Genomic DNA, 17,497 nt, shown 5'->3' with positions numbered 1-17,497 from the left:
CTTCGTGCAACCAGGAGCGCCCGTGTACCCGCCTCCGCATTCCTACATGCCGCAGCAGCCGATACGTCGCTGGTGGCAGCACCCGGCGCTGATCATCACCGCCCTCGTCCTCTTCCCTCCGGCGGGTATCGCACTGGCCTGGACGAGTACGTGGGACCAGAAGAAGAAGATCGTCGCCACGGTCCTGTCGGGGCTGTGGTTCCTGGTGATCCTCCTGTCGGACCCGCCGCAGGAGAAGGCCGGCGACGCCAAGGCTCCGGCCGCGGTCACCGCCTCGCAGCCGCCGTCGGCGAGCGCGAGCCCGACCCCCTCGGCGACGCCGTCACCGACGCCGACGCGCACCCCGGACCCCGCGATGCCCGCGGTCGTCGGCAAGTCGTTCGCCGAGGCGGAGAAGGCCGTGGAAGACCTCGTCGACACCGAGCTGACCGCCGTCAGCGCGTACGACGACGTGAAGCTTCCTGCCGACCACGCGAGTTGGCTCGTGTGCTTCCAGGGCCCCGAGGGCGGCGTGACCCTCGTGGCGAAGTCCGCTGCGACAACCGTCCACCTCGTCGCGCCCGGCACGGCGTGCCCGGCCGAGAAGGGCGCCATCCTGCACCCGAAGCCGGCGCCCGCCCCCGAACCGACACAGGACAACGCTGATACCGGCGGCGGGTCCGCCACGGGCGGGTCCAGCAGCAGCGGCGGAAGCGGGTCGAGCGGTGGAAGCGGGTCGAGCGGTGGGGGCGGCAGCGTCGGAACCGTCCACCCCGGCGCCTTCTGTTCCCCGGCCGGAGCCATCGGCACGTACAACGGTCGTACGTACACCTGCAAGGGACCTACCCCGAACCGCTGGCGTCAATAGCCCAGGACGTCGGCGCCCAACTCCGCGATCCGGTCCGGGCCGACGCGGCAGCAGCCGCCGATGAGGCGGGCTCCGGTGTGGCGCCAGGCGGCGGTGGGCCAGGGCGTCTCGGTGCCGGGCGGGTGCCAGGTGGCGGCGGCTGCGTCCCAGACGGAGCCGTCGTTGGGGTAGGCCAGCAGGGGTTTGCCGGTGGTGGCGGCTGCGGCCTCGAGGGCGGGCAGGACGTCTGCCGGATCGCAGCAGTTGACGCCGAGGGCGATGACCTGCGGGGAGCCCGCGGCGAGGGCGAACGCCTCGGGGAGCGGGGTGCCGGAGCGGGTTCGGCCCTCGGCGACGGTGTAGCTCAGCCAGGCCGGTGCCCCCGTCCGGGCCAGGACGGTCAGCAGGGCCTCGGCCTCGTCCGGATCGGGGATGGTCTCCAGCGCGAGGACGTCCGGGCCCGCCTCGAGGAGGGCTTCGACGCGGGGCTGGTGGAAGGCGACGAGCTCGCGCACGCTCAGCCCGTACCGCCCCCGGTACTCGGAGCCGTCCGCCAGCACCGCCCCGTACGGGCCCACCGAGGCGGCCACCCACACCTCGTGCCCGGCCGCCTCTGCGGCGCGGGCCGCCAGGCCGACGCTGCGGCGCAGCAGGGCGGAGGTCTGCGCGCGGTCGTGGCCGCGGGCGGCGAAGGCCTCGTACCCGACCTGGTAGCTGGCGGTGATCAGCACCTCGGCGCCGGCCCGTGCGTACGCGGTGTGGGCGGCCTCCACCTGGTCCGGCCGCTCGACGAGCACCCGGCCCGACCAGAGCCCGCCGGACAGGTCGCAGCCCTGGGCGGTGAGCTGGTTGCTCAGCCCGCCGTCCAGGAGCAGGGTCCTGTGCTCCAGGGCTCCGGCGAGCGGGCCGGACGCGCGTGGCATCGGGGCTACCTCGTTCCGCGTGTGGGTGCGGCGGTCGTCTTCCATTGTCCGTGCCGTGTGTGGCACGTGCTCACCCGCGCGCCGGCGCATGGCGTCGCGATCACCACACTGATCGACCCCGCCCAGGCGAACGGCTGCGTGGGTCCGGCGATCGAGAACCTGGGCTTTGCCGACGCCCGTGCCACCGGCCGCGCAACCATGGGACGCGGCACACGCGGCCAGACCTTCCGCCGCACCGTCGCCTTGGTGCCGCGGTGGCGATCGGCAGGCCGCGAGCCCACCCAGGACAGCAAGCACGCCGAACCAAGGCGGCAAGACTCGACTGCGCCAAGGTGACCAACTCGCGCTGTTCCCAGACCCCGAAGACCGTTCGCGGGGCCACCGGACCAGTCCGGTTTCATGTGATTCAGCCGACAACGGCCAACATCACTAGGAACGGTGAACCTTCGTCAACCGGACGTGTCGGTCCCCGGCCCCGCCAGTGACCAGCCAGGACGGGGATCGTTGCTCGGAGGGAGCCGGACCGCCCGGCCCGCGCGCCGGCGGCCCCTCCGCAGGTGCGTCCACCGCACCCTTCCACCCGGGAAGGGGCCAGGGCCGAGGAGGCCGCCATGTCCCACCAGTCCGTGCCGGAGCCCCATCGACTCACCGGACAGACCGGACAGGCAGCGCACGACCATGCGCACCAGGAGCCCGCGGTACCCGCCCAGGGCGGTGCGCCGAAGGGCCTGCTCCAGCAGATGGAAGAGCTGATGGCGGCGCTGAACGCCGACCTCTCGCAGCTCGACGCCGACCTTCAGTCCTCCACGGAGCGCACCCCGGCCGCCGGCTCCGAGAACGAGCGCCCGGTGCACCGGGCGTACTGACCGTGCGGGTCCCGTCGCGCGCGACGGGACCCTGCCGTCAAGGCCGGGCCGCCGCCGTCGCCGGACGGGCCGTCAGGCCACTCCCGAGGCGGACCCCCGCTCGCGGACCGTCATGCGCCGCAGCAGCGCCCGTACCCGGTCGCTCGATTCGTCGGCCGCGTCGATCGACTCTATGCACTGCCAGTACAGGGTCTCGTCGTCCGTCCCGCAGGCCACCCCGACCAGGGCTATGCCCACTTCGCCCAGCAGCGCCTGCAGCCCGAGCAGCGCCTGCCGGACATCCGACACCTCGCTCAACTGGGCTGCGCGCGGCGGACGTTCGGGCGCAATGCCCTCGCCACGCAGGGCGGCTCTGTCGAGCACGCCGCAGCCTCTGCTTCCCGCTTCCCCCAGCCCCCGCGCCTCCGATCTCAGCTCCTGCGGCCCCGTGGCCGCCAGGTAGCCCCCTATGCCCTGTGCGAGCGCCTGTGCCTGCCAGGCCTCGCCCACGATGTCCCACGCAGCCCCGCTCTGTGCCAGCGCGTGCCGGCCGGCCGCGATGAGCCGTACCGCATCCATATGCCGTCCCCCGTCCGCACGACATCCCGCCGTTCTCGCCACTACCCAGAGTGAGGGCAACCGGCCAGTAAAGCCAGGGGTATTCGGAAAATGTGGACAGAAACGTGATTGTGGATGACCCCATCACTCCGAAGAGTGACAATTTGGTGCCGTAGGGCCCGCCGCGGGGAAACGGAGCTCGTTCCTCTCGATCTTCGCGGCGAGCGCATCCAGCACATCCACCCCCAGGACCTCACAGAACTGCAGCAGGTACGCGAGCACGTCGGCCACCTCATCGGCCACGCGGTGGGCGGATTCCGGTTCCTCCATGACCTTCGCGGACTGTTCCGGCGTCAGCCACTGGAAGATCTCGACCAGTTCGGACGCCTCGACGCTCAGCGCCACCGCCAGGTTCTTGGGCGTGTGGTACGGCTCCCAGCCGCGCGCGGCCGCGAAGTCCGCGAGCCGGCGCTGCAGCCGGTCCAGCCGCTCCTCGGGCCTTGACCCCGCAGGCCCCGGCCCCTCGGGCCCCGGCTCCCCGGACCGCCGCTCGCCGGCGTCGTGCGTGTCGTCCATCCCAGCCTCCTTGAGCGTCCCCAGGCCTCGGCCGGGGGCACCAACGTATCCCCCGCCCGCGACGGGCGGGGTCAGGCCTGCAGGTCCACCACCGCGACGCCCGGGAGGCGGCGGGCGGCGTCGGCCGTCGCCTCCCCGACCGCCGCCGCCAGCCGGATGTGTCCGCGGCCGCAGGAGAGCAGGGCCAGGCGCAGCAGCTCCGCGCTCTGCCGGCGGTCGAGGCCGCGGTCGAAGTCGTCGGCCAGCACGGTCAGCACCTGCCGTGCGGAGGGCAGTTCGGCGGCCGGTTCCACGGCGAGCACGCCCGGTCCGGTGAGCAGGACGAGCGCCAGCGCGAGGAAGCGGAGTTCGCCGGAGCCGAGGCGGGCCAGTTCCGTGGCGGGCCGGCCGGGGCCGCGGTCCAGCACCGCGGTGACGGGTGTGCCGCCCGCGGGGGCCCGTACGTCCAGCCCCGCGACGGCGCCCGAGCAGGCCGTACGGGCCGCCTCGGTCAGCAGCGCGTGGCGGGTGCCGCACTCGTTGCGGGTCCGGCGCAGCACGTCGGCGAGGTTGGCGCAGTCCCGCAGCAGCCTGCCCTCGCCGGGCGGGACGGGGGCGCGCATCCGGTCCGGGGCGGGGTCGCAGGGGAACACCGAGCGCAGGGCCACCACCATCTGCTCGGCCGCGGCCAGCACCTGCCGCTGCCCGGCGGTGGACCCGGCGACGCGCAGCGGGAGCAGGGCGGTGCCGAGCCGGTCGTCGGGGAGCGGGGCCCGGGTGACTCCGACAGAGCCGCCGGTCAGCCAGGCGGCCTGCACCGAGCGCCGGCCGGGGTCGCGCAGGGCGGTGGCGAGCAGGATCTGCCCGTCCTGGGAGAGGCGTTCGCCGACGATCCGCAGGGCGGGCTCGGCCTGCACGGCGAGGTCGAGCCGGACCGGGCCGGCGGGGCCGTCGACCGTACAGCCGAGCCGGAACCCGCGCCGCCGTTCCGCGTCGGGCACGGCCCGGTCGGGGATGCGGGCGCGGGCGTCGGGGAAGGCCTCCTCCAGCGTGACCCCGGAACCCAGCGCGGCGAGGGCCTCGTAGGCCGCCAGGAGCTGGGACTTCCCGCTGCCGCTGGGTCCCGCGAAGAGGGTGACGGGCCCGGTGGGGAACACCGCGCGCCGGTGCACGCCGAAGGCGGAGAGCCGCAGTTCGGTGATGACGGCGCGCGGGTGTCGCTGCGCGGGCACCGTCGGCACCGCCGGCACCGCCGGGTCCGCAGGGGACGCGGGCGGTGTGCGGCGCCCGGCCGACGGCTGTGCTTCGGCCGGGCGCGACGGGGCGTCGGACAACGGGGATACGGGGGTGGGGCGGGGCGTTGCCGCGGGCAGGGTGGCGTCCATGCGGCGGACGGTACGGGCCGCCGGGTGCCCCGTGGGCCCGGCGAACCGTTACCTCGTACGGACCTTCCTACGATCGGGGGACGGCCGCGGCCGCTATCCCCTCGACCTCGGTGCCGACCGGCGCCAGCAGGAAGACGTTCCGGTCCACCCGGTGCATTCCGCTGCCCAGTCCGAAGACCACGCCGCTGCTGAAGTCCAGGATCCGCTTGGCGACTTCGCTGTCCGCCCCGGTGAGGTCGAGCAGCACCGGAATCTGCGCGATCAGGTACTCCGCCACCTCCCGGGCGTCCGCGAAGATCTGAACCCGGATCACCACGAAGCGCCGCTGCTCCGCCGCCGACGCGCCGGGCGCCGTGGGGATCGTGCGGTGGTCCACCCGGGAGGGCCATTCGTTGCGGCTGCGCAGGGGGACCACCTGCGCGAGCCCCTCCCACTGCTCGTCGGTGACGTCGTACCTGCTCACCGGGCCGCCTCGGCCGTTGGCTTCTTGTGCATCCCCCCATCCTCTCGTGTTTCACCCGTTCAGCCCAACACCGACACGAGTCGCCCCGGCTACCCCCCGAAAGGATGGATGGGTTAGGTTAGGCAAACCTAAGTTCCCCGGAGGATGGAGAGACCCGATGCGCATGTCCGGTGCCCGCTGCGCCCCCACCGACGCCGAGCTGATCCGGTCCGTCCTGGCGGCCGCCCATTCCATGACCGTGGTCACCGACGGCCTGCGCAGCGAGGTCCGCCACCTCGACGGCTCCGACCCGATGGGCCGCCTGCACCTGCACCCCGCCGGGCCGGACGGCGGCCACGGGCACCGGCCCGCGATCCGGCTGGAGTTCACGGACATCGCCCCCACCCCCGTACGCGACCGGGTCCGCGCCCGCGTCACCCTGCGGGGCCGGCTCCTCACCCCGTACTCCGACGAGTCCGCCGACTCCACCTGCATGGAATTCGGCCAGGCCGTCCTGGAGACCTCGCGCGGAGTCGCGTACACCGGCCTCGACGAGCTGGACGCGGCGGTACCCGACCCGCTCGCCCCCTACGAAGCGGGCATGCTCACGCACCTCCAGGACGACCACCCCGACCTCGTCACCCTGCTGCTGCGCCTGGTCCGGCCGCTGCCCACCGCCGGCATGGTCCGCGCGCTGCCGGTGGCCCTGGACCGGTACGGGATCACCCTGCGCCTGGAGGAACGGCGCGGCCACCACGACGTGCGGCTGCCCTTCCCCTCCCCGCTCGACCACGTCGAACAGTCCGGCGCGCAGATCCAGGCGCTCGTCAGCGCGGCCCGGCGGCGCTCGCACCGCAACACCCTGCCGGCCTGAGGAATAGCCCCACGGACCGGCCCGTTGGACCTGATCATGAAAGCGATTACTTACAGCGCATACGGAACTCCCGACTCCCTGACGCTCGTTGAGGTGCCGCAGCCCAAGGTGGGACCAGGCGAGGTCCTCGTCCGCGTGAAGGCAGCCGGCGTCAATCCGGTGGACTGGAAGCTCGCCGCCGGATACCTCGACCCGATCCTCGAGGTCCGCTACCCGGTCATACCCGGCTGGGACGTCGCCGGGGTCGTCGAGGCGATCGGCCCGGACACCTTCGACTACGCCGTCGGCGACGAGGTGTACGGCTACGTCCGCAAGGAGTGGGTGGAGCTCGGCACCTACGCCGAACTGGTCAGCGCCCCGGTCCGCACCCTCGCGCACAAGCCCCGCGAGCTGAGCTTCGAGCAGGCCGCCGGCATCCCGCTGGCCGGTCTGACGGCCTACCAGTCCCTCACCCGGGTGGGCCTCAAGGCGGGCGAGACGGTCGTCATCCACTCCGCAGCGGGCGGCACCGGCTCCCTCGGCGTGCAGATCGCCGTCGCGCTCGGCCTGCGGGTCATCGGCACGGCGGGCGCGCACAACCACGACTACCTGCGCTCGCTCGGCGCAGAGCCCGTCCTGTACGGGGAGGGCCTGGCCGACCGGATCCGCGAGCTGGCGCCCGAAGGCATCGACGCGGGCCTGGACTTCTACGGGGACGGCGCCGTCGAGATCCTCCAGTCGCTGGTCAAGGAGCGCGAGCGGGTCGTCTCCATCGCCGACTACGAGGCCGCCGCCAAGGGCGCGCACCAGCTGTGGGTGCGCCCCGACACGGCCGACCTGACCTTCCTGGCCGAGCTGGCCGACGCCGGCAGGCTCACGGTCAATGTGGAGCACGCGCTGCCGCTCGCCGAGGCCGCCAAAGCCTGGGAGCTGAGCGCCGCGGGCCGCACCCGCGGCAAGATCGTCCTGACGGTCTGACGCACGGCCGAGGGGGCGGCCCGCAACGGACCGCCCCCTCGCGCGCTCAGGACGTGATCGGCGGCGACGACGGTGCCAGGGACGGCCCGATCGCCCGCAGCGCTCCGGGCGTGCGGCCCTCACCCCAGCCGATCTCGCGCCGGTAGCTGCCGAGCAGGCCGCGGCGCACCAGCCCGGCCTCGTCCCGTACCGCAGGGTCTTCCGGTGCAGGCCGGGTCAGCGGGGACACGAACAGCGCGTCCACCGGGCAGTTGGCCTCGCACAGGAAGCAGGTCTGGCAGTCCTCCTGCCGGGCCAGGACCGGGATCCCCCCGGGCCCGCGCTCGAACACGTCCGTCGGGCAGACCTCCACGCACTTGTCGCAGGCGATGCAGCGCTCCGCCGAGACCAGTTCGATCACGCCGCCACCGCCGCCCGCGTCCACACCCGGTCCAGGCCCCCGACCGTGATCCGGTGGTGCTGGGCCGGATCCTGCCCCGGGTGGTCAAGGCGCCGGGCCATGCCCCGGGACTCCGTCCGGGCGAGCGCCGCCGCGTACATCCAGCGCGCGTGCGCCGTCATCGCGGCCGCCTGCCGGGCCCTGACCAGGTCCGCGCCCTCGCCGTGGGGCGTGGTCCGCAGCTGCGTCCAGGCCGTGTCGAGGGAGCTCAGCGACGCCGCCAGGACGTCGCCGCGGCGCAGGTAGTTCTTGTCGTACGGCAGGACCTCCTCCTGTACGAGTTCCACGGCCGCGCGGTGCCCGTCCGCGGGTCCGGGTGTTCCCGTCGGGCGCAACCCCGCGCCCCCGGCGCCGCTCACGCGGCGGGAGGCAGCCCGCTCCGGTCCGAGGGTGAGCGCGTGCAGGGCCGCGGCCCGGCCCGCCCAGCTGCCCGAGGAGATGGCCCAGGCGGCGTTGTGGCTGCCGCCTCCGGTGAAGCCGCCGCAGATCTCCTCGCGGGTGGCCGCGTCCCCGGCGGCGTACAGGCCGGGGACTCCGGTGGCGCAGCCGTCGTCGGTGATCCGGATGCCGCCGGTGCCACGGACGGTGCCCTCGGCGAGCAGGGTGACGGAGAACCGGTCGGTGAAGGGGTCGATGCCGAGGCGGTCGAAGGTGAGGAAGAAGTTCGGCTGGGCGACCCGCATCGCCGTCCGCGCCTGCTCGTCCGCGCGGTCGAGGCGGGCGTAGACCCGGGCCCCGGTGAGGAGTTCGCGGGCGATGACCGAGCGGCCTCCCTGGCTGGCGGCGCCCTCCAGCACGCTGCCGTCCTCCTGGTAGAAGGTGGCGAAGGCGTAGAAGGCCGTCTTGGTGACGGAGGTTCCCTCGGGGGCGATCCCGTAGGAGTTGGAGAACTCCATCCCGGAGAGCTCCGCCCCGGCCTCGGCGGCGAAGAGCGCGCCGTCGCCGGTGTTGGTGTTGGTTCCGAGTGCCCCGCTGAGGAAGGCGCAGCCGCCCGTGGCGAGGACCACGGCGCCGGCCCGGACCCGGTACGCCTCGCGGGCCTGGCGGCGGTACCCGGCGGCCCCGGCGACGGCGCCGTCCGCGTCGGTGAGCAGTTCGGTGACCGGGCTGTGGTCCAGGATCCGCACTCCGGCGCGGCGGATCCGGATGCGCATCCGCCGCATGTACTCGGGGCCTTGGAGGCCGCCCCGGAGCGGCTGGCCGTCCGGGCCGGTGGGGAAGGGGTAGCGGCCGTCGACGGCCAGCTCGTTGATCCGTTCGTAGGTCTCGTCGAGGACCCGGGTCATCCAGCGGCGGTCGGCCAGGTATCCGCCGAGGCCCTCGCGGCTGGCCATGGCCGCCTCGCGGGCGGCGGGCTCGGGCGGGACGTACCAGACGCCGGTGCCGCCGGCGGCGGTGGCGCCGCTGGTACCGCAGTAGCCCTTGTCGGTGAGGACCACACGGGCCCCGGCCCGGGCCGCCTTGAGGGCGGCCCAGGTGGCGGCGGGCCCGCCGCCGACGACGAGGACGTCGGCCAGGTGACCGCTCATGCCGGCTCCCTCGTGTACCGGTTGGCGGGGCGCGGCAGGCCGTAGTTCTCCCGGAGGGTGCTACCGGTGTACTCGGTGCGGAAGAGGCCGCGGCGCTGGAGGATCGGCACGACGTGGTCGACGAAGTCGGTCAGGCCGGTCGGCAGGATCGGGGCCATGATGTTGAAGCCGTCGGCGGCGCCCTGCGTGAACCACTCCTCGAGCTGGTCGGCGATCTGCTCGGGGGTGCCGGCGAAGGTGCGGTGGCCGCGGCCCGCACCGAGGCGGGCGATCAGCTCGCGCAGGGTCAGCCCGTCGCGGCGGGCGAGCTCGGCGACGAGGGTGAAGCGGCTCTTGTTGCCGTTGATGTCCCGCTCCTCGGGGAGATCGGGCAGCGGGCCGTCGAGGGGCAGGCCGGTGAGGTCGACGCCGAGCATCCCGGAGAGCTGGGCGAGCCCGTACTCGGGGATCTGGAGGTCGGTGAGCTGCTGCTCCAGGGCCTTCGCCTCCGCCTCGGTGGAGCCGATGACGGGGGCGATGCCGGGCAGCACGAGCAGGTCGCTCTCGGCGCGGCCGTGGCGGGCGAGCCGGGACTTGAGGTCCTTGTAGAAGGTCTGGCCGTCGGCGAGGGTCTGCTGCGCGGTGAAGACGGCCTCCGCGTACTGGGCGGCGAACTCCTTGCCGTCCTCGGAGGAGCCCGCCTGCACGAGGAGCGGGTATCCCTGCGGGGAGCGCGGCACGTTGAGCGGTCCGGCGACGCCGAAGTGCTCGCCGCGGTGGGCGGCGGGGTGGAGCTTGTCGGTGTCGGCGTAGATGCCGCGCTCCTTGTCGAGGACGATCGCGTCGTCCTCCCAGCTGTCCCAGAGCTTGGTGGCTACGTCGAGGAACTCGCGGGCGCGCTCGTAGCGCCGGGCGTGTTCGAGGTGCTCGTCCCGGTTGAAGTTGCGGGCCTCGTCGACGGTGCCGGAGGTGACGATGTTCCAGCCGGCGCGGCCGCCGCTGATGTGGTCGAGGGAGGCGAACTTGCGGGCCAGGTTGTACGGCTCGTTGAAGGTGGTGGAGACGGTGGCGATGAGCCCGATGTGCTCGGTGACGGCGGCGATCGCGGAGAGCAGGGTGATCGGCTCGAATCCGCCGAGGGCGTTGTAGCGGGCCTTGCCCCACAGGGCGACCCCGTCGGCGAAGAAGATCGAGTCGAGCCTGCCGCGCTCGGCGGTGCGGGCCAGTTCCTGGAAGTACCGCAGGTCGGTGGCCCGTTCGGGGGTGCTGTCGGGATGGCGCCAGGCGGCGTCGTGGTGGCCGGCGTTCATGAGGAACGCGTTGAGGTGGAGGGTGCGGGGTGCGGTCATGTCCGGTCCTGGGGTTCGAAGGCGTAACGGGGCGAGCTGCGTGGCGGGCACGGGTGACCGGCGGGAGCCGGGTGGACGGGCAGGGCGGTGGGCGGGCCGCGGGCCCGGCCTCGGAGCGGGAGGCCGGGGCCGCGGGCAGCGCTCCGGTCCGCCGCCGCCCCCACCGGGAGGCGAACGCCGTCAGGCGGCCGGGACGCGCCAGAGGCTGAGGCGGCGTTCGACGGTGACCAGCAGCTGGTTGAAGGCCACGCCGATGGCGGAGATGGTGATGATCCCCGCGTACATCTGCGGGATCGCGAAGTTGAACTGTGAGGCGTTGATCAGGTACCCGAGACCCGCCTTCGCGCCGATCATCTCGGCGGCGACGAGGACGAGGATGGAGACGGCGCCGGCGAGCCGGATCCCGGTGAAGATGACCGGCACCGAGGCGGGGAGGATCACCTTCTGGAAGAGCCGCGGGGTGGACAGGTCCATCGAGCGGGCCAGCCTGACGAGGGTGGGGTCGGCGTTGCCGACGGCGCTGATGGTGTTCAGGAGGATCGGCCACACGCAGGCGTAGACGACGATCGAGATCTTCGACGTCTCGCCGATGCCGAGCAGGAGCACGAAGACCGGCAGCAGGGCGAGGGCCGCGGTGTTGCGGAACAGCTCCAGCAGCGGGCCGAGCAGTGCGGCGACCGGCCTGTACCAGCCGATGAGCAGGCCGAGCGGGACCGCGACGACCACGGCGATCCCGAAGCCGCCGAAGGAGCGGGTGAGACTGGCCGAGGTGTGCTCGGCGAGCTGACCGTTGCCCACGAGATCCCACCATGCCTGCGCCACGACGCTGAAGGGCGGCAGGAAGGTGGCGTCGACCAGGCCGAGCCGGGGTGCGCACTCCCATACGGCGAGCAGGGCGAGGACGGCCGCCGAACGCAGGGCGGCGGCCCGCAGCCACCGGCCCACGGCCCGGAGGGGCTGCCGGGCTGCAGCCCGGGCCGGACGGGGGCTCTCCCCTGCATCGGAGGCCGCCGGGGGCGCGGCGTCGCGTACCGCGTCGGCCGGGGCCCGTACGGCGGTCTCCGGCACGGGGGCTTCGACGGGCGCTTCTGCAGCGGCAGTGGCGACGGTGGTGTCGGTTCCGGTGCTCATACGGTGGCCTCCTCCTTCTCCAGTTGCTGGGCGCGGGCCACCTCGTCGTGGAGCAGGGTCCAGACCTCGTGGCGGTAGCGGGCGAACTCCGGGCTGGAGCGCAGCTCCTCGCCCTGCAGACCGGCACTGCGCTCACCGAAGGAGACGGGGACGATCTCCTTGACGCGTCCCGGGCGGGAGGTCATGACGGCGACCCTCTGGCCGAGGTAGACCGCCTCCTCGATGCCGTGCGTGATGAAGACGACGGTCTTGCCGGTGCGCTGCCAGATGCGGCGCAGTTCGTCCTGGAGGGACTCGCGGGTCTGCGCGTCGAGCGCGGCGAACGGCTCGTCCATCAGCAGCACGTCCGGGTCGTACGCCAGCGAGCGGGCGATGGCGACGCGCTGGCGCATGCCACCGGACAGCTCGTGCGGGTGCCGGTCCTCGAATCCGCCCAGTCCGACCAGATCGAGGAACTCCCTTGCCCGATCGGCTCGTTCGCGCCTCGGTACGCCGGTGGCCTCCAGGCCGAATGCGACGTTGCCGAGCGCCGTCCGCCACGGCAGCAGCGCGTACTGCTGGAAGACGATGCCCCGGTCCAGACCCGGCCCGGTGATCGGCTTGCCGTCGAGCAGGATCCGCCCCGACGTCGGCCGGGACAGGCCGCCGAGGAGATCCAGGAGGGTGGACTTGCCGCAGCCGCTGGGGCCCACGACGACCACGAACTCACCCGCCTCGATCTCCAGGTCGATGCCGTCGAGGGCGGTGAACTCCTCCCTGCCCCGGTTCTTGTTCTTGGCCGGGAAGGTCTTGCCCACCCCCTCGAACACGATCTTCGCCATGTCCGGTCAGCCCTTTCCGAAACCGTTGAACTCGTTGGTGTAGAGGTCGGAGGGCTTGAACTGGCCCTTCTTGATCTCGCCGCGCTCGCCGAGCCAGTCGAGCCACAGCTGGAAGGACTTGTCGGGAATCCGGCCGCCGTGCTCGGCGATCCCGTAGGAGTGCCAGTACTGCAGGGCGGCGGTGTCCTCGTTGCGCCCGCGCTCCTTCACGATCTCCGTCATCCGCGCGACGGCCTCCTCGCGCGGGGTCGTACGGGACCACTCGATGGCCTTGGCGACGCCGGTCGTGAAGGTCCGCACGGTGTCCGGGTTCTGCTTGATGAAGCGCTCGGTCATGATGTAGGTGCCCGCGCTGAACGGACCCAGCAGCTCGACGTCCGTGAACAGCGGGCGGATGCCGCCGGTGGCCAGGGCCTTGTCGCGCAGGATCCCGGTGAGCACCCCGACTTCGACCTGCTTCTGGCGCAGGGCCTGTTCGGTGTTGACGGGGGGCACCACCAGGGGCTCGACCTTGCCCGCGTCCGCCTTGGAGAGGCCGTTGCGGCTCAGGTAGAGGTCGAGCAGGGCCTGGTAGTGCGCGCCCAGGGTGTTCATGCCGACCTTCTTGCCGATCAGGTCGCGGGCGGAGCGGATCGGGCTGTCCTCCAGGACGAAGTAGCCGCCGTAGGAGTACTGGTCGGATCCGTAGGAGGAGATGACGGCCTTGATCGGGGCGTTGCCGGCGGCGAGCTTGATGACGGCGCCGTTGAAGGCGCTGCCGAAGTGGGTCTGGCCGGTGGCGGCGGACTGGATGTCCTGCGGGCCGCTGATGGTGTTGCCGACCCATTCGAGCTTGAGGTCCTCGAGGTAGCCGAGGTCGGCGGCGAGTTCGGGGAGCGAGACGGAGCCGACCGCTCCCTGGTACTTCAGGGTCTTGATCTGCGAGCCCGAGCCGGAGCCCGAACCGCCGCCGTTGGCGGTGGCCGTGCCGCAGCTCACCGCGGCCGCCGAGATGCCGAGCAGGGTGAGGAACTGGCGACGGGAGGTGGAGGTCGAGGTGAAGGCTGCGGCCATGACGGTTCCTTGTCGGTGCGGGTTGCGGGATGCGGGTTACGGGGCGGCGGCGAGCGCGCCGGCGGGGACGGAGCGCAGGGCGTCGGCGAACTCGTCCACGGCCTGGTAGAGGTCCAGCTCCGCCTCGGGCCGCAGCCGGTCGGGGCCGTTGCCCCGCTCGACGGTGGAGTCGAGGACGAACCGGCCGGCGGTGACGTGCCGGGCGCCGAGGGCCGAGAGGACGGGGCGCAGGGCGTAGTCGATGGTCAGCACGTGGGCGAGGCTGCCGCCGGTGGCCAGCGGCAGGATCGTCTTGCCGGCCAGCCCGTCCTGCGGGAGCAGATCGAGGAAGGCCTTGAGGAGACCGGTGTACGAGGCCTTGTAGACCGGGGTCGCGATGACCAGGCCGTCCGCCTCGGCGACGGCTTCGAGCGCCCGGCGGATCTCCGGCTCACCGCGGCGGGCGGCGAGCAGGTCGGCGGCGGGCAGTTCGCGTACGGAGAGGTGTGCGGTCCCGAAGCCGGAGTGGGCCAGGCGGCGCAGCACGTGGTCGGCCACCACGGCGGTACGGGAGTGGGCGGAGGGGCTGCCGGTGATGGCGAGAAGACTGGGCACGGGAGGGGCTCCTTGCGGGACGGTCAGACGGTGGTGGAAGCGCCGGAGGCGATGCCGAAGGCCGGGTCCGGGACCGCCTCCGGGGTGATCAGCCGCGAGGGCCGGCCGTCGGGGCCGACCGGGACGTCGCCGTCCACCGTCACGCGGCGCAGGGTGCGCTCGTGGTCGTCGGAGTCGTCCACTCCGTAGTGCTGGGTGGCCCGGTTGTCCCAGATGGCGACGTCGCCGGCCCGCCACTGCCAGCGGACGGTGTTCTCGGGGCTCTCGATGTGGGCCTGGAACAGGTCGAGGACGGCCCGGGAGTCCCGGCCGGTGAGACCGTCGATGCGCTGGACGAAGTTGCCGAGCAGCAGGGTCCGTTCGCCGGTCTCGGGGTGGACGCGGACCACCGGGTGCTCGGTGAGGAACTTGGTCGAGGTGAACACCTCCCGGTACTGCGCCAGAGCCTCGGGCACGGCGTCGGGCTTGAGGGCGGCGTAGTCGTACTCGTTGGAGTGCAGGGCGCGCAGACCGTCGGCGAGGGTGCGCAGGGGCTCCGGGAGGTTGCTGTAGGCGGTGGCCGTGTTGGCCCAGAGGGTGTTGCCGCCGTACGGAGGGACGGTGACGGCGCGCAGGATGGAGAAGGCGGGGTAGGCGGGAACGAAGGTGACGTCGGTGTGCCACTGATTGGCGCGGGCGCCGTGGTGCGAGTCGATGCCGAGGGCGTAACGGCCGTCCGCGGAGGGGACGGTGGGATGCGCGACGGGTGCGCCGAGCAGCTGGGCGAAGGCCTCGTGGCCCGCCTCGTCGAGGTGGTCCTGGCCGCGGAAGAAGACGACCTTGTGGGCGAGGAGCGCGGCCCGGATCTCGGCGACGGTCGCGTCGGAGAGGTCTCCGCCGAGCTTGACGCCGCCGATCTCGGCGCCGATGCGGCCGCCGATCCGGGTGACGGTGGTCGAGGTGGGGGCAGTGGCAGTGGTCATGGGGGCTCCCTGGACAGGGCTGCGGCGGTTGTTTCCGCAGCGGAAGGAAGAGGGCTAGAGGGGTACGCGGAACGGTGACGCGGGTACGGTGACGCGGGTCCTCGGGGCGGTGACGGCCCCGGGCTCACGGGCCCGGCCCGGCCGAACGAAGGGGCCCGGATCCGTACGGGCCGGTCCCATGCGGGGGGCCGTACGGGGCTCAGGCCCGACGCGGGGGCCCGTGGGGCTCTGGCCTCACGCAGGGCGAGTCCTGTGCCGGGGCTCAGGCCCGACGGGAGGCGGGTCCCGTGCGGGGCCGGTCCCGTGCGGGGCTCAGGCCTCACTCGGGGGCGCAGGTCCGTGCGGGGCTCAAGCCCGACGCTGGCGCGGCTCCTTGCGGGACTTGAGCCCTACGCGGGGCGCGGTCCCTTGCGAACCTCGGGCCTCACGCGGGGTGCGGGTCCATGCCGGGTCAGGCCTCACGCGGGGGCTCGGATCCCGTCCAGGACTCAGGCCTCGCGGGGGCGCGGGCTCCCTGCGGAGCTCGAGCCTCGTGCGGGGCGAGGGCCCCGTTCGGAGCTCAGGCCTGACGCGGGGCGCTACAGCGGCCCGGACACGCACCCGGCGCGGTACAGGAGCCGGGGGTGTGGAGCCGCGGGGCGAGGAGTTCGTTCGCGGACATGTCCCGGAGCGTGTCAGCGCCCCCGCCCCCGGTCAACCCACATCCCCGACGCCGTCACAAACCCGCACCTCACCCCGCCCATCCCCCGTGACCAGGCCTTTCCCTTCCCGCACCCACCCGACGGCCCCCCTCGGGGCGGCCGAAAACCGTGGCTGGATTTCACGCCCCCGCAATGCGCCCGCCACGGCCGCGCCCTCCCGCTGCGTGGGGCCGTTCCCCCACCCCGGTCAGCTCCGGACCGGCCGGCTTCGAGGCGCGGGGTCCGGGGCTGAGCCCCGGGTCTTTGAGCCGCACCGACCACAAGGCAGAGGCACCCCCGGCACCCCCGACCGCATCGGGGCCCCGCGCGCGGGGCCCGCCGTACTCTTCGGGGCAGCCGAGACGGTCCGCTCTTTCGTGACCCCTCCCACCTCAATTGAGAGGGGGAGATCACATCCAGTAGTTATTGGTCGTTCACAAACGCCCCCCTAGCATTCGAGCCATGACGGTCCTGCCTGACGACGGGCTCTCCTTGGCCGCCGAGTTCCCTGACGCGACGCATGAGCAGTGGCAGCGCCTGGTAGAGGGCGTGCTGCGCAAGTCGGGCAAGGAAGCCTCCGGCGAGGCCGCGGAAGAAGCGTTGTCCACCAAGCTCGAGGACGGGCTCACCACCCGCCCGCTGTACACCGCGCCCGCAACGGACGCCGACGGCTCCACCGGCCCCTCGGGGCTCTCCGGCTACCCCGGTTTCGCCCCCTTCGTGCGCGGGGGCAGAGCGGAGGGGAACGCGGCGTCCGGCTGGGACGTCCGCCAGCGCCACCTCGGCACCGACCCCGTACGGGTCAACGAGGCGGTCCTGGCCGACCTGGAGAACGGGGTCACCTCGCTCTGGCTGGCCGTCGGCCAGGGCGGTGTCCCGGTCGAGGGCCTGGCCCGCGCCCTGGACGGCGTCTACCTCGACCTCGCCCCCGTCTCCCTCGACGCCGGAGCCGAGTACGCCGACGCGGGCCGGGCGCTGCTGGCCCTGTACGCCGAGCGCGGCATCGCCGCGGACGCCGTACACGCGTCGCTGGGCGCGGACCCGCTGGCGCACGAGGCCCGTACCGGCGAAGCGCTCGACCTCGCGGAAGCCGTGGAGCTGGCCAAGGCCGTCGCGGACTACCCGCACGTGCGAGCCCTGACCGTGGACGCGTTGCCGTACCACGAGGCGGGCGGCAGTGCGGCCGAGGAGCTGGGTCTGTCCCTGGCCACGGGCGTCGCCTACCTGCGCGCCCTCACCGAGGCCGGTCTGGGCGTCGAGGCGGCGCTGGGCCAGATCGAGTTCCGTTACGCGGCCACCGCCGACCAGTTCCTCACCATCTGCAAGCTCCGCGCGGCCCGCCGCCTGTGGGCCCGTATCGCCGAAGCCTCGGGTGCCCCGGCCGCAGGCGCGCAGCGCCAGCACGTGGTGACCTCGCCGGTGATGATGACCCGCCGCGACCCCTGGGTGAACATGCTGCGCACCACCGTGGCCTGCATGGCGGCGGGCGTGGGCGGCGCGGACTCGGTCACGGTCCTCCCCTTCGACCACGAGCTGGGCCTCCCGGACGCCTTCGCGCGCCGGATCGCCCGCAACACCTCCACCATCCTGCTGGA

Annotated in this window: 19 protein-coding genes; 6 read left to right on the top strand and 13 right to left on the bottom strand. The window is 73.3% G+C overall.

The annotated features are described in order from the left end of the window. Window positions 1-22 precede the first annotated feature (22 nt). On the top strand, window positions 23-847 hold the full coding sequence (locus tag ACIGFK_RS26060; RefSeq protein WP_400053764.1) for a hypothetical protein: 825 nt from the start codon (window positions 23-25) through the stop codon (window positions 845-847). Here the strand turns inward: ACIGFK_RS26060 and mmuM are convergent. Further along, window positions 841-1,749 carry a homocysteine S-methyltransferase gene (gene mmuM / locus ACIGFK_RS26055; protein ID WP_400053762.1) on the bottom strand — a complete coding sequence of 303 codons (909 nt, stop codon included), beginning with the start codon at window positions 1,747-1,749 and terminating at the stop codon, window positions 841-843. The genes ACIGFK_RS26060 and mmuM overlap by 7 nt on opposite strands. A 66-nt stretch (window positions 1,750-1,815) precedes the next feature. On the opposite strand from mmuM, the gene ACIGFK_RS26050 reads away from it, so the two are divergent. Together ACIGFK_RS26050 and ACIGFK_RS26045 are read left to right on the top strand one after the other, a co-directional pair. Then, the gene (locus ACIGFK_RS26050) at window positions 1,816-2,085 is read left to right on the top strand and encodes a hypothetical protein (RefSeq protein ID WP_400053760.1); all 270 of its coding nucleotides are present in this window, start codon (window positions 1,816-1,818) and stop codon (window positions 2,083-2,085) included. A 275-nt stretch (window positions 2,086-2,360) separates the two neighbouring features. Beyond that, complete coding sequence (locus ACIGFK_RS26045; protein ID WP_400053758.1) at window positions 2,361-2,615, top strand: hypothetical protein; 255 nt, start codon at window positions 2,361-2,363, stop codon at window positions 2,613-2,615. A gap of 72 nt (window positions 2,616-2,687) precedes the next feature. Here ACIGFK_RS26045 and ACIGFK_RS26040 read toward each other — a convergent pair whose 3' ends face one another. The 4 genes from ACIGFK_RS26040 to ACIGFK_RS26025 all read right to left on the bottom strand — a co-directional run bounded on the left by ACIGFK_RS26040 (window position 2,688) and on the right by ACIGFK_RS26025 (window position 5,555). Further along, entirely contained in the window at window positions 2,688-3,173 is a 486-nt protein-coding gene (locus ACIGFK_RS26040) for a DUF6099 family protein (RefSeq protein ID WP_376657995.1), read from the bottom strand. 123 nt (window positions 3,174-3,296) lie between these two features. Continuing rightward, the gene (locus tag ACIGFK_RS26035; protein ID WP_386466415.1) at window positions 3,297-3,728 is read right to left on the bottom strand and encodes a nucleotide pyrophosphohydrolase; all 432 of its coding nucleotides are present in this window, start codon (window positions 3,726-3,728) and stop codon (window positions 3,297-3,299) included. Between the two features lie 71 nt (window positions 3,729-3,799). Next, window positions 3,800-5,092: an AAA family ATPase gene (locus ACIGFK_RS26030; protein ID WP_376657994.1), complete on the bottom strand. Its 1,293-nt coding sequence runs from the start codon at window positions 5,090-5,092 to the stop codon at window positions 3,800-3,802. A gap of 67 nt (window positions 5,093-5,159) precedes the next feature. Further along, window positions 5,160-5,555, bottom strand: a complete 396-nt coding sequence (locus ACIGFK_RS26025; protein WP_030012729.1) for a cell division protein SepF — start codon at window positions 5,553-5,555, stop codon at window positions 5,160-5,162. A gap of 157 nt (window positions 5,556-5,712) precedes the next feature. Here ACIGFK_RS26025 and ACIGFK_RS26020 point away from each other — a divergent pair, with 157 nt between their 5' ends. Together ACIGFK_RS26020 and ACIGFK_RS26015 are read left to right on the top strand one after the other, a co-directional pair. Then, window positions 5,713-6,408, top strand: a complete 696-nt coding sequence (locus ACIGFK_RS26020) for a DUF2470 domain-containing protein (RefSeq protein ID WP_400053756.1) — start codon at window positions 5,713-5,715, stop codon at window positions 6,406-6,408. Window positions 6,409-6,444: 36 nt separating this feature from the next. Then, complete coding sequence (locus tag ACIGFK_RS26015) at window positions 6,445-7,365, top strand: NADP-dependent oxidoreductase (RefSeq protein WP_386466409.1); 921 nt, start codon at window positions 6,445-6,447, stop codon at window positions 7,363-7,365. A gap of 46 nt (window positions 7,366-7,411) precedes the next feature. On the opposite strand, the gene ACIGFK_RS26010 is transcribed toward ACIGFK_RS26015, so the two are convergent. The 8 genes from ACIGFK_RS26010 to ACIGFK_RS25975 form a co-directional block, all read right to left on the bottom strand. Beyond that, window positions 7,412-7,765 carry a 4Fe-4S binding protein gene (locus ACIGFK_RS26010; RefSeq protein WP_376657991.1) on the bottom strand — a complete coding sequence of 118 codons (354 nt, stop codon included), beginning with the start codon at window positions 7,763-7,765 and terminating at the stop codon, window positions 7,412-7,414. Then, a complete protein-coding gene (locus ACIGFK_RS26005) occupies window positions 7,762-9,333 on the bottom strand; it encodes an FAD-dependent oxidoreductase (RefSeq protein ID WP_400053754.1) in 1,572 nt (523 codons plus the stop codon). The genes ACIGFK_RS26010 and ACIGFK_RS26005 overlap by 4 nt, the downstream gene beginning before the upstream one ends. After that, window positions 9,330-10,661, bottom strand: coding sequence for an LLM class flavin-dependent oxidoreductase (locus ACIGFK_RS26000; protein WP_386466406.1), 1,332 nt, complete (start codon window positions 10,659-10,661; stop codon window positions 9,330-9,332). The genes ACIGFK_RS26005 and ACIGFK_RS26000 overlap by 4 nt, the downstream gene beginning before the upstream one ends. 180 nt (window positions 10,662-10,841) lie before the next feature. Further along, window positions 10,842-11,792 carry an ABC transporter permease gene (locus ACIGFK_RS25995; RefSeq protein ID WP_386466404.1) on the bottom strand — a complete coding sequence of 317 codons (951 nt, stop codon included), beginning with the start codon at window positions 11,790-11,792 and terminating at the stop codon, window positions 10,842-10,844. After that, window positions 11,789-12,613: an ABC transporter ATP-binding protein gene (locus ACIGFK_RS25990; RefSeq protein WP_376657987.1), complete on the bottom strand. Its 825-nt coding sequence runs from the start codon at window positions 12,611-12,613 to the stop codon at window positions 11,789-11,791. The genes ACIGFK_RS25995 and ACIGFK_RS25990 overlap by 4 nt, the downstream gene beginning before the upstream one ends. A 6-nt stretch (window positions 12,614-12,619) precedes the next feature. After that, entirely contained in the window at window positions 12,620-13,666 is a 1,047-nt protein-coding gene (locus ACIGFK_RS25985) for an ABC transporter substrate-binding protein (protein WP_400053751.1), read from the bottom strand. 36 nt (window positions 13,667-13,702) lie between these two features. Then, the gene (gene ssuE, locus ACIGFK_RS25980; RefSeq protein ID WP_376657985.1) at window positions 13,703-14,260 is read right to left on the bottom strand and encodes an NADPH-dependent FMN reductase; all 558 of its coding nucleotides are present in this window, start codon (window positions 14,258-14,260) and stop codon (window positions 13,703-13,705) included. A 23-nt stretch (window positions 14,261-14,283) separates the two neighbouring features. After that, window positions 14,284-15,222: a TauD/TfdA dioxygenase family protein gene (locus ACIGFK_RS25975; RefSeq protein ID WP_400053748.1), complete on the bottom strand. Its 939-nt coding sequence runs from the start codon at window positions 15,220-15,222 to the stop codon at window positions 14,284-14,286. A gap of 1,142 nt (window positions 15,223-16,364) precedes the next feature. Between ACIGFK_RS25975 and ACIGFK_RS25970 the strand changes: the two genes are divergently transcribed. Beyond that, on the top strand, window positions 16,365-17,497 hold a 1,133-nt coding region (locus ACIGFK_RS25970), incomplete at its 3' end, for a methylmalonyl-CoA mutase family protein (RefSeq protein WP_400053747.1).

It is taken from the genome of Streptomyces sp. NPDC085524 (genome assembly GCF_044541755.1).
Taxonomy (GTDB): domain Bacteria; phylum Actinomycetota; class Actinomycetes; order Streptomycetales; family Streptomycetaceae; genus Streptomyces.
The sequence above is the reverse complement of the archived record's forward strand: the minus strand, read 5'-3'. Positions and strand labels throughout refer to the sequence as shown.

What these genes read in the sequence shown, in the direction of transcription:
- ACIGFK_RS26020 (WP_400053756.1), top strand. Translation starts at nt 5,713, where the DNA reads ATGCGCATGTCCGGTGCCCGCTGCGCCCCCACCGACGCCGAGCTGATC.
- ACIGFK_RS26030 (WP_376657994.1), bottom strand. Translation starts at nt 5,092, where the DNA reads ATGGACGCCACCCTGCCCGCGGCAACGCCCCGCCCCACCCCCGTATCC.
- ACIGFK_RS26035 (WP_386466415.1), bottom strand. Translation starts at nt 3,728, where the DNA reads ATGGACGACACGCACGACGCCGGCGAGCGGCGGTCCGGGGAGCCGGGG.
- ACIGFK_RS25990 (WP_376657987.1), bottom strand. Translation starts at nt 12,613, where the DNA reads ATGGCGAAGATCGTGTTCGAGGGGGTGGGCAAGACCTTCCCGGCCAAG.
- ACIGFK_RS25985 (WP_400053751.1), bottom strand. Translation starts at nt 13,666, where the DNA reads ATGGCCGCAGCCTTCACCTCGACCTCCACCTCCCGTCGCCAGTTCCTC.
- ACIGFK_RS25975 (WP_400053748.1), bottom strand. Translation starts at nt 15,222, where the DNA reads ATGACCACTGCCACTGCCCCCACCTCGACCACCGTCACCCGGATCGGC.
- ACIGFK_RS25995 (WP_386466404.1), bottom strand. Translation starts at nt 11,792, where the DNA reads ATGAGCACCGGAACCGACACCACCGTCGCCACTGCCGCTGCAGAAGCG.
- ACIGFK_RS26045 (WP_400053758.1), top strand. Translation starts at nt 2,361, where the DNA reads ATGTCCCACCAGTCCGTGCCGGAGCCCCATCGACTCACCGGACAGACC.
- ACIGFK_RS26015 (WP_386466409.1), top strand. Translation starts at nt 6,445, where the DNA reads ATGAAAGCGATTACTTACAGCGCATACGGAACTCCCGACTCCCTGACG.
- ACIGFK_RS26040 (WP_376657995.1), bottom strand. Translation starts at nt 3,173, where the DNA reads ATGGATGCGGTACGGCTCATCGCGGCCGGCCGGCACGCGCTGGCACAG.
- mmuM (WP_400053762.1), bottom strand. Translation starts at nt 1,749, where the DNA reads ATGCCACGCGCGTCCGGCCCGCTCGCCGGAGCCCTGGAGCACAGGACC.
- ACIGFK_RS26005 (WP_400053754.1), bottom strand. Translation starts at nt 9,333, where the DNA reads ATGAGCGGTCACCTGGCCGACGTCCTCGTCGTCGGCGGCGGGCCCGCC.
- ACIGFK_RS26000 (WP_386466406.1), bottom strand. Translation starts at nt 10,661, where the DNA reads ATGACCGCACCCCGCACCCTCCACCTCAACGCGTTCCTCATGAACGCC.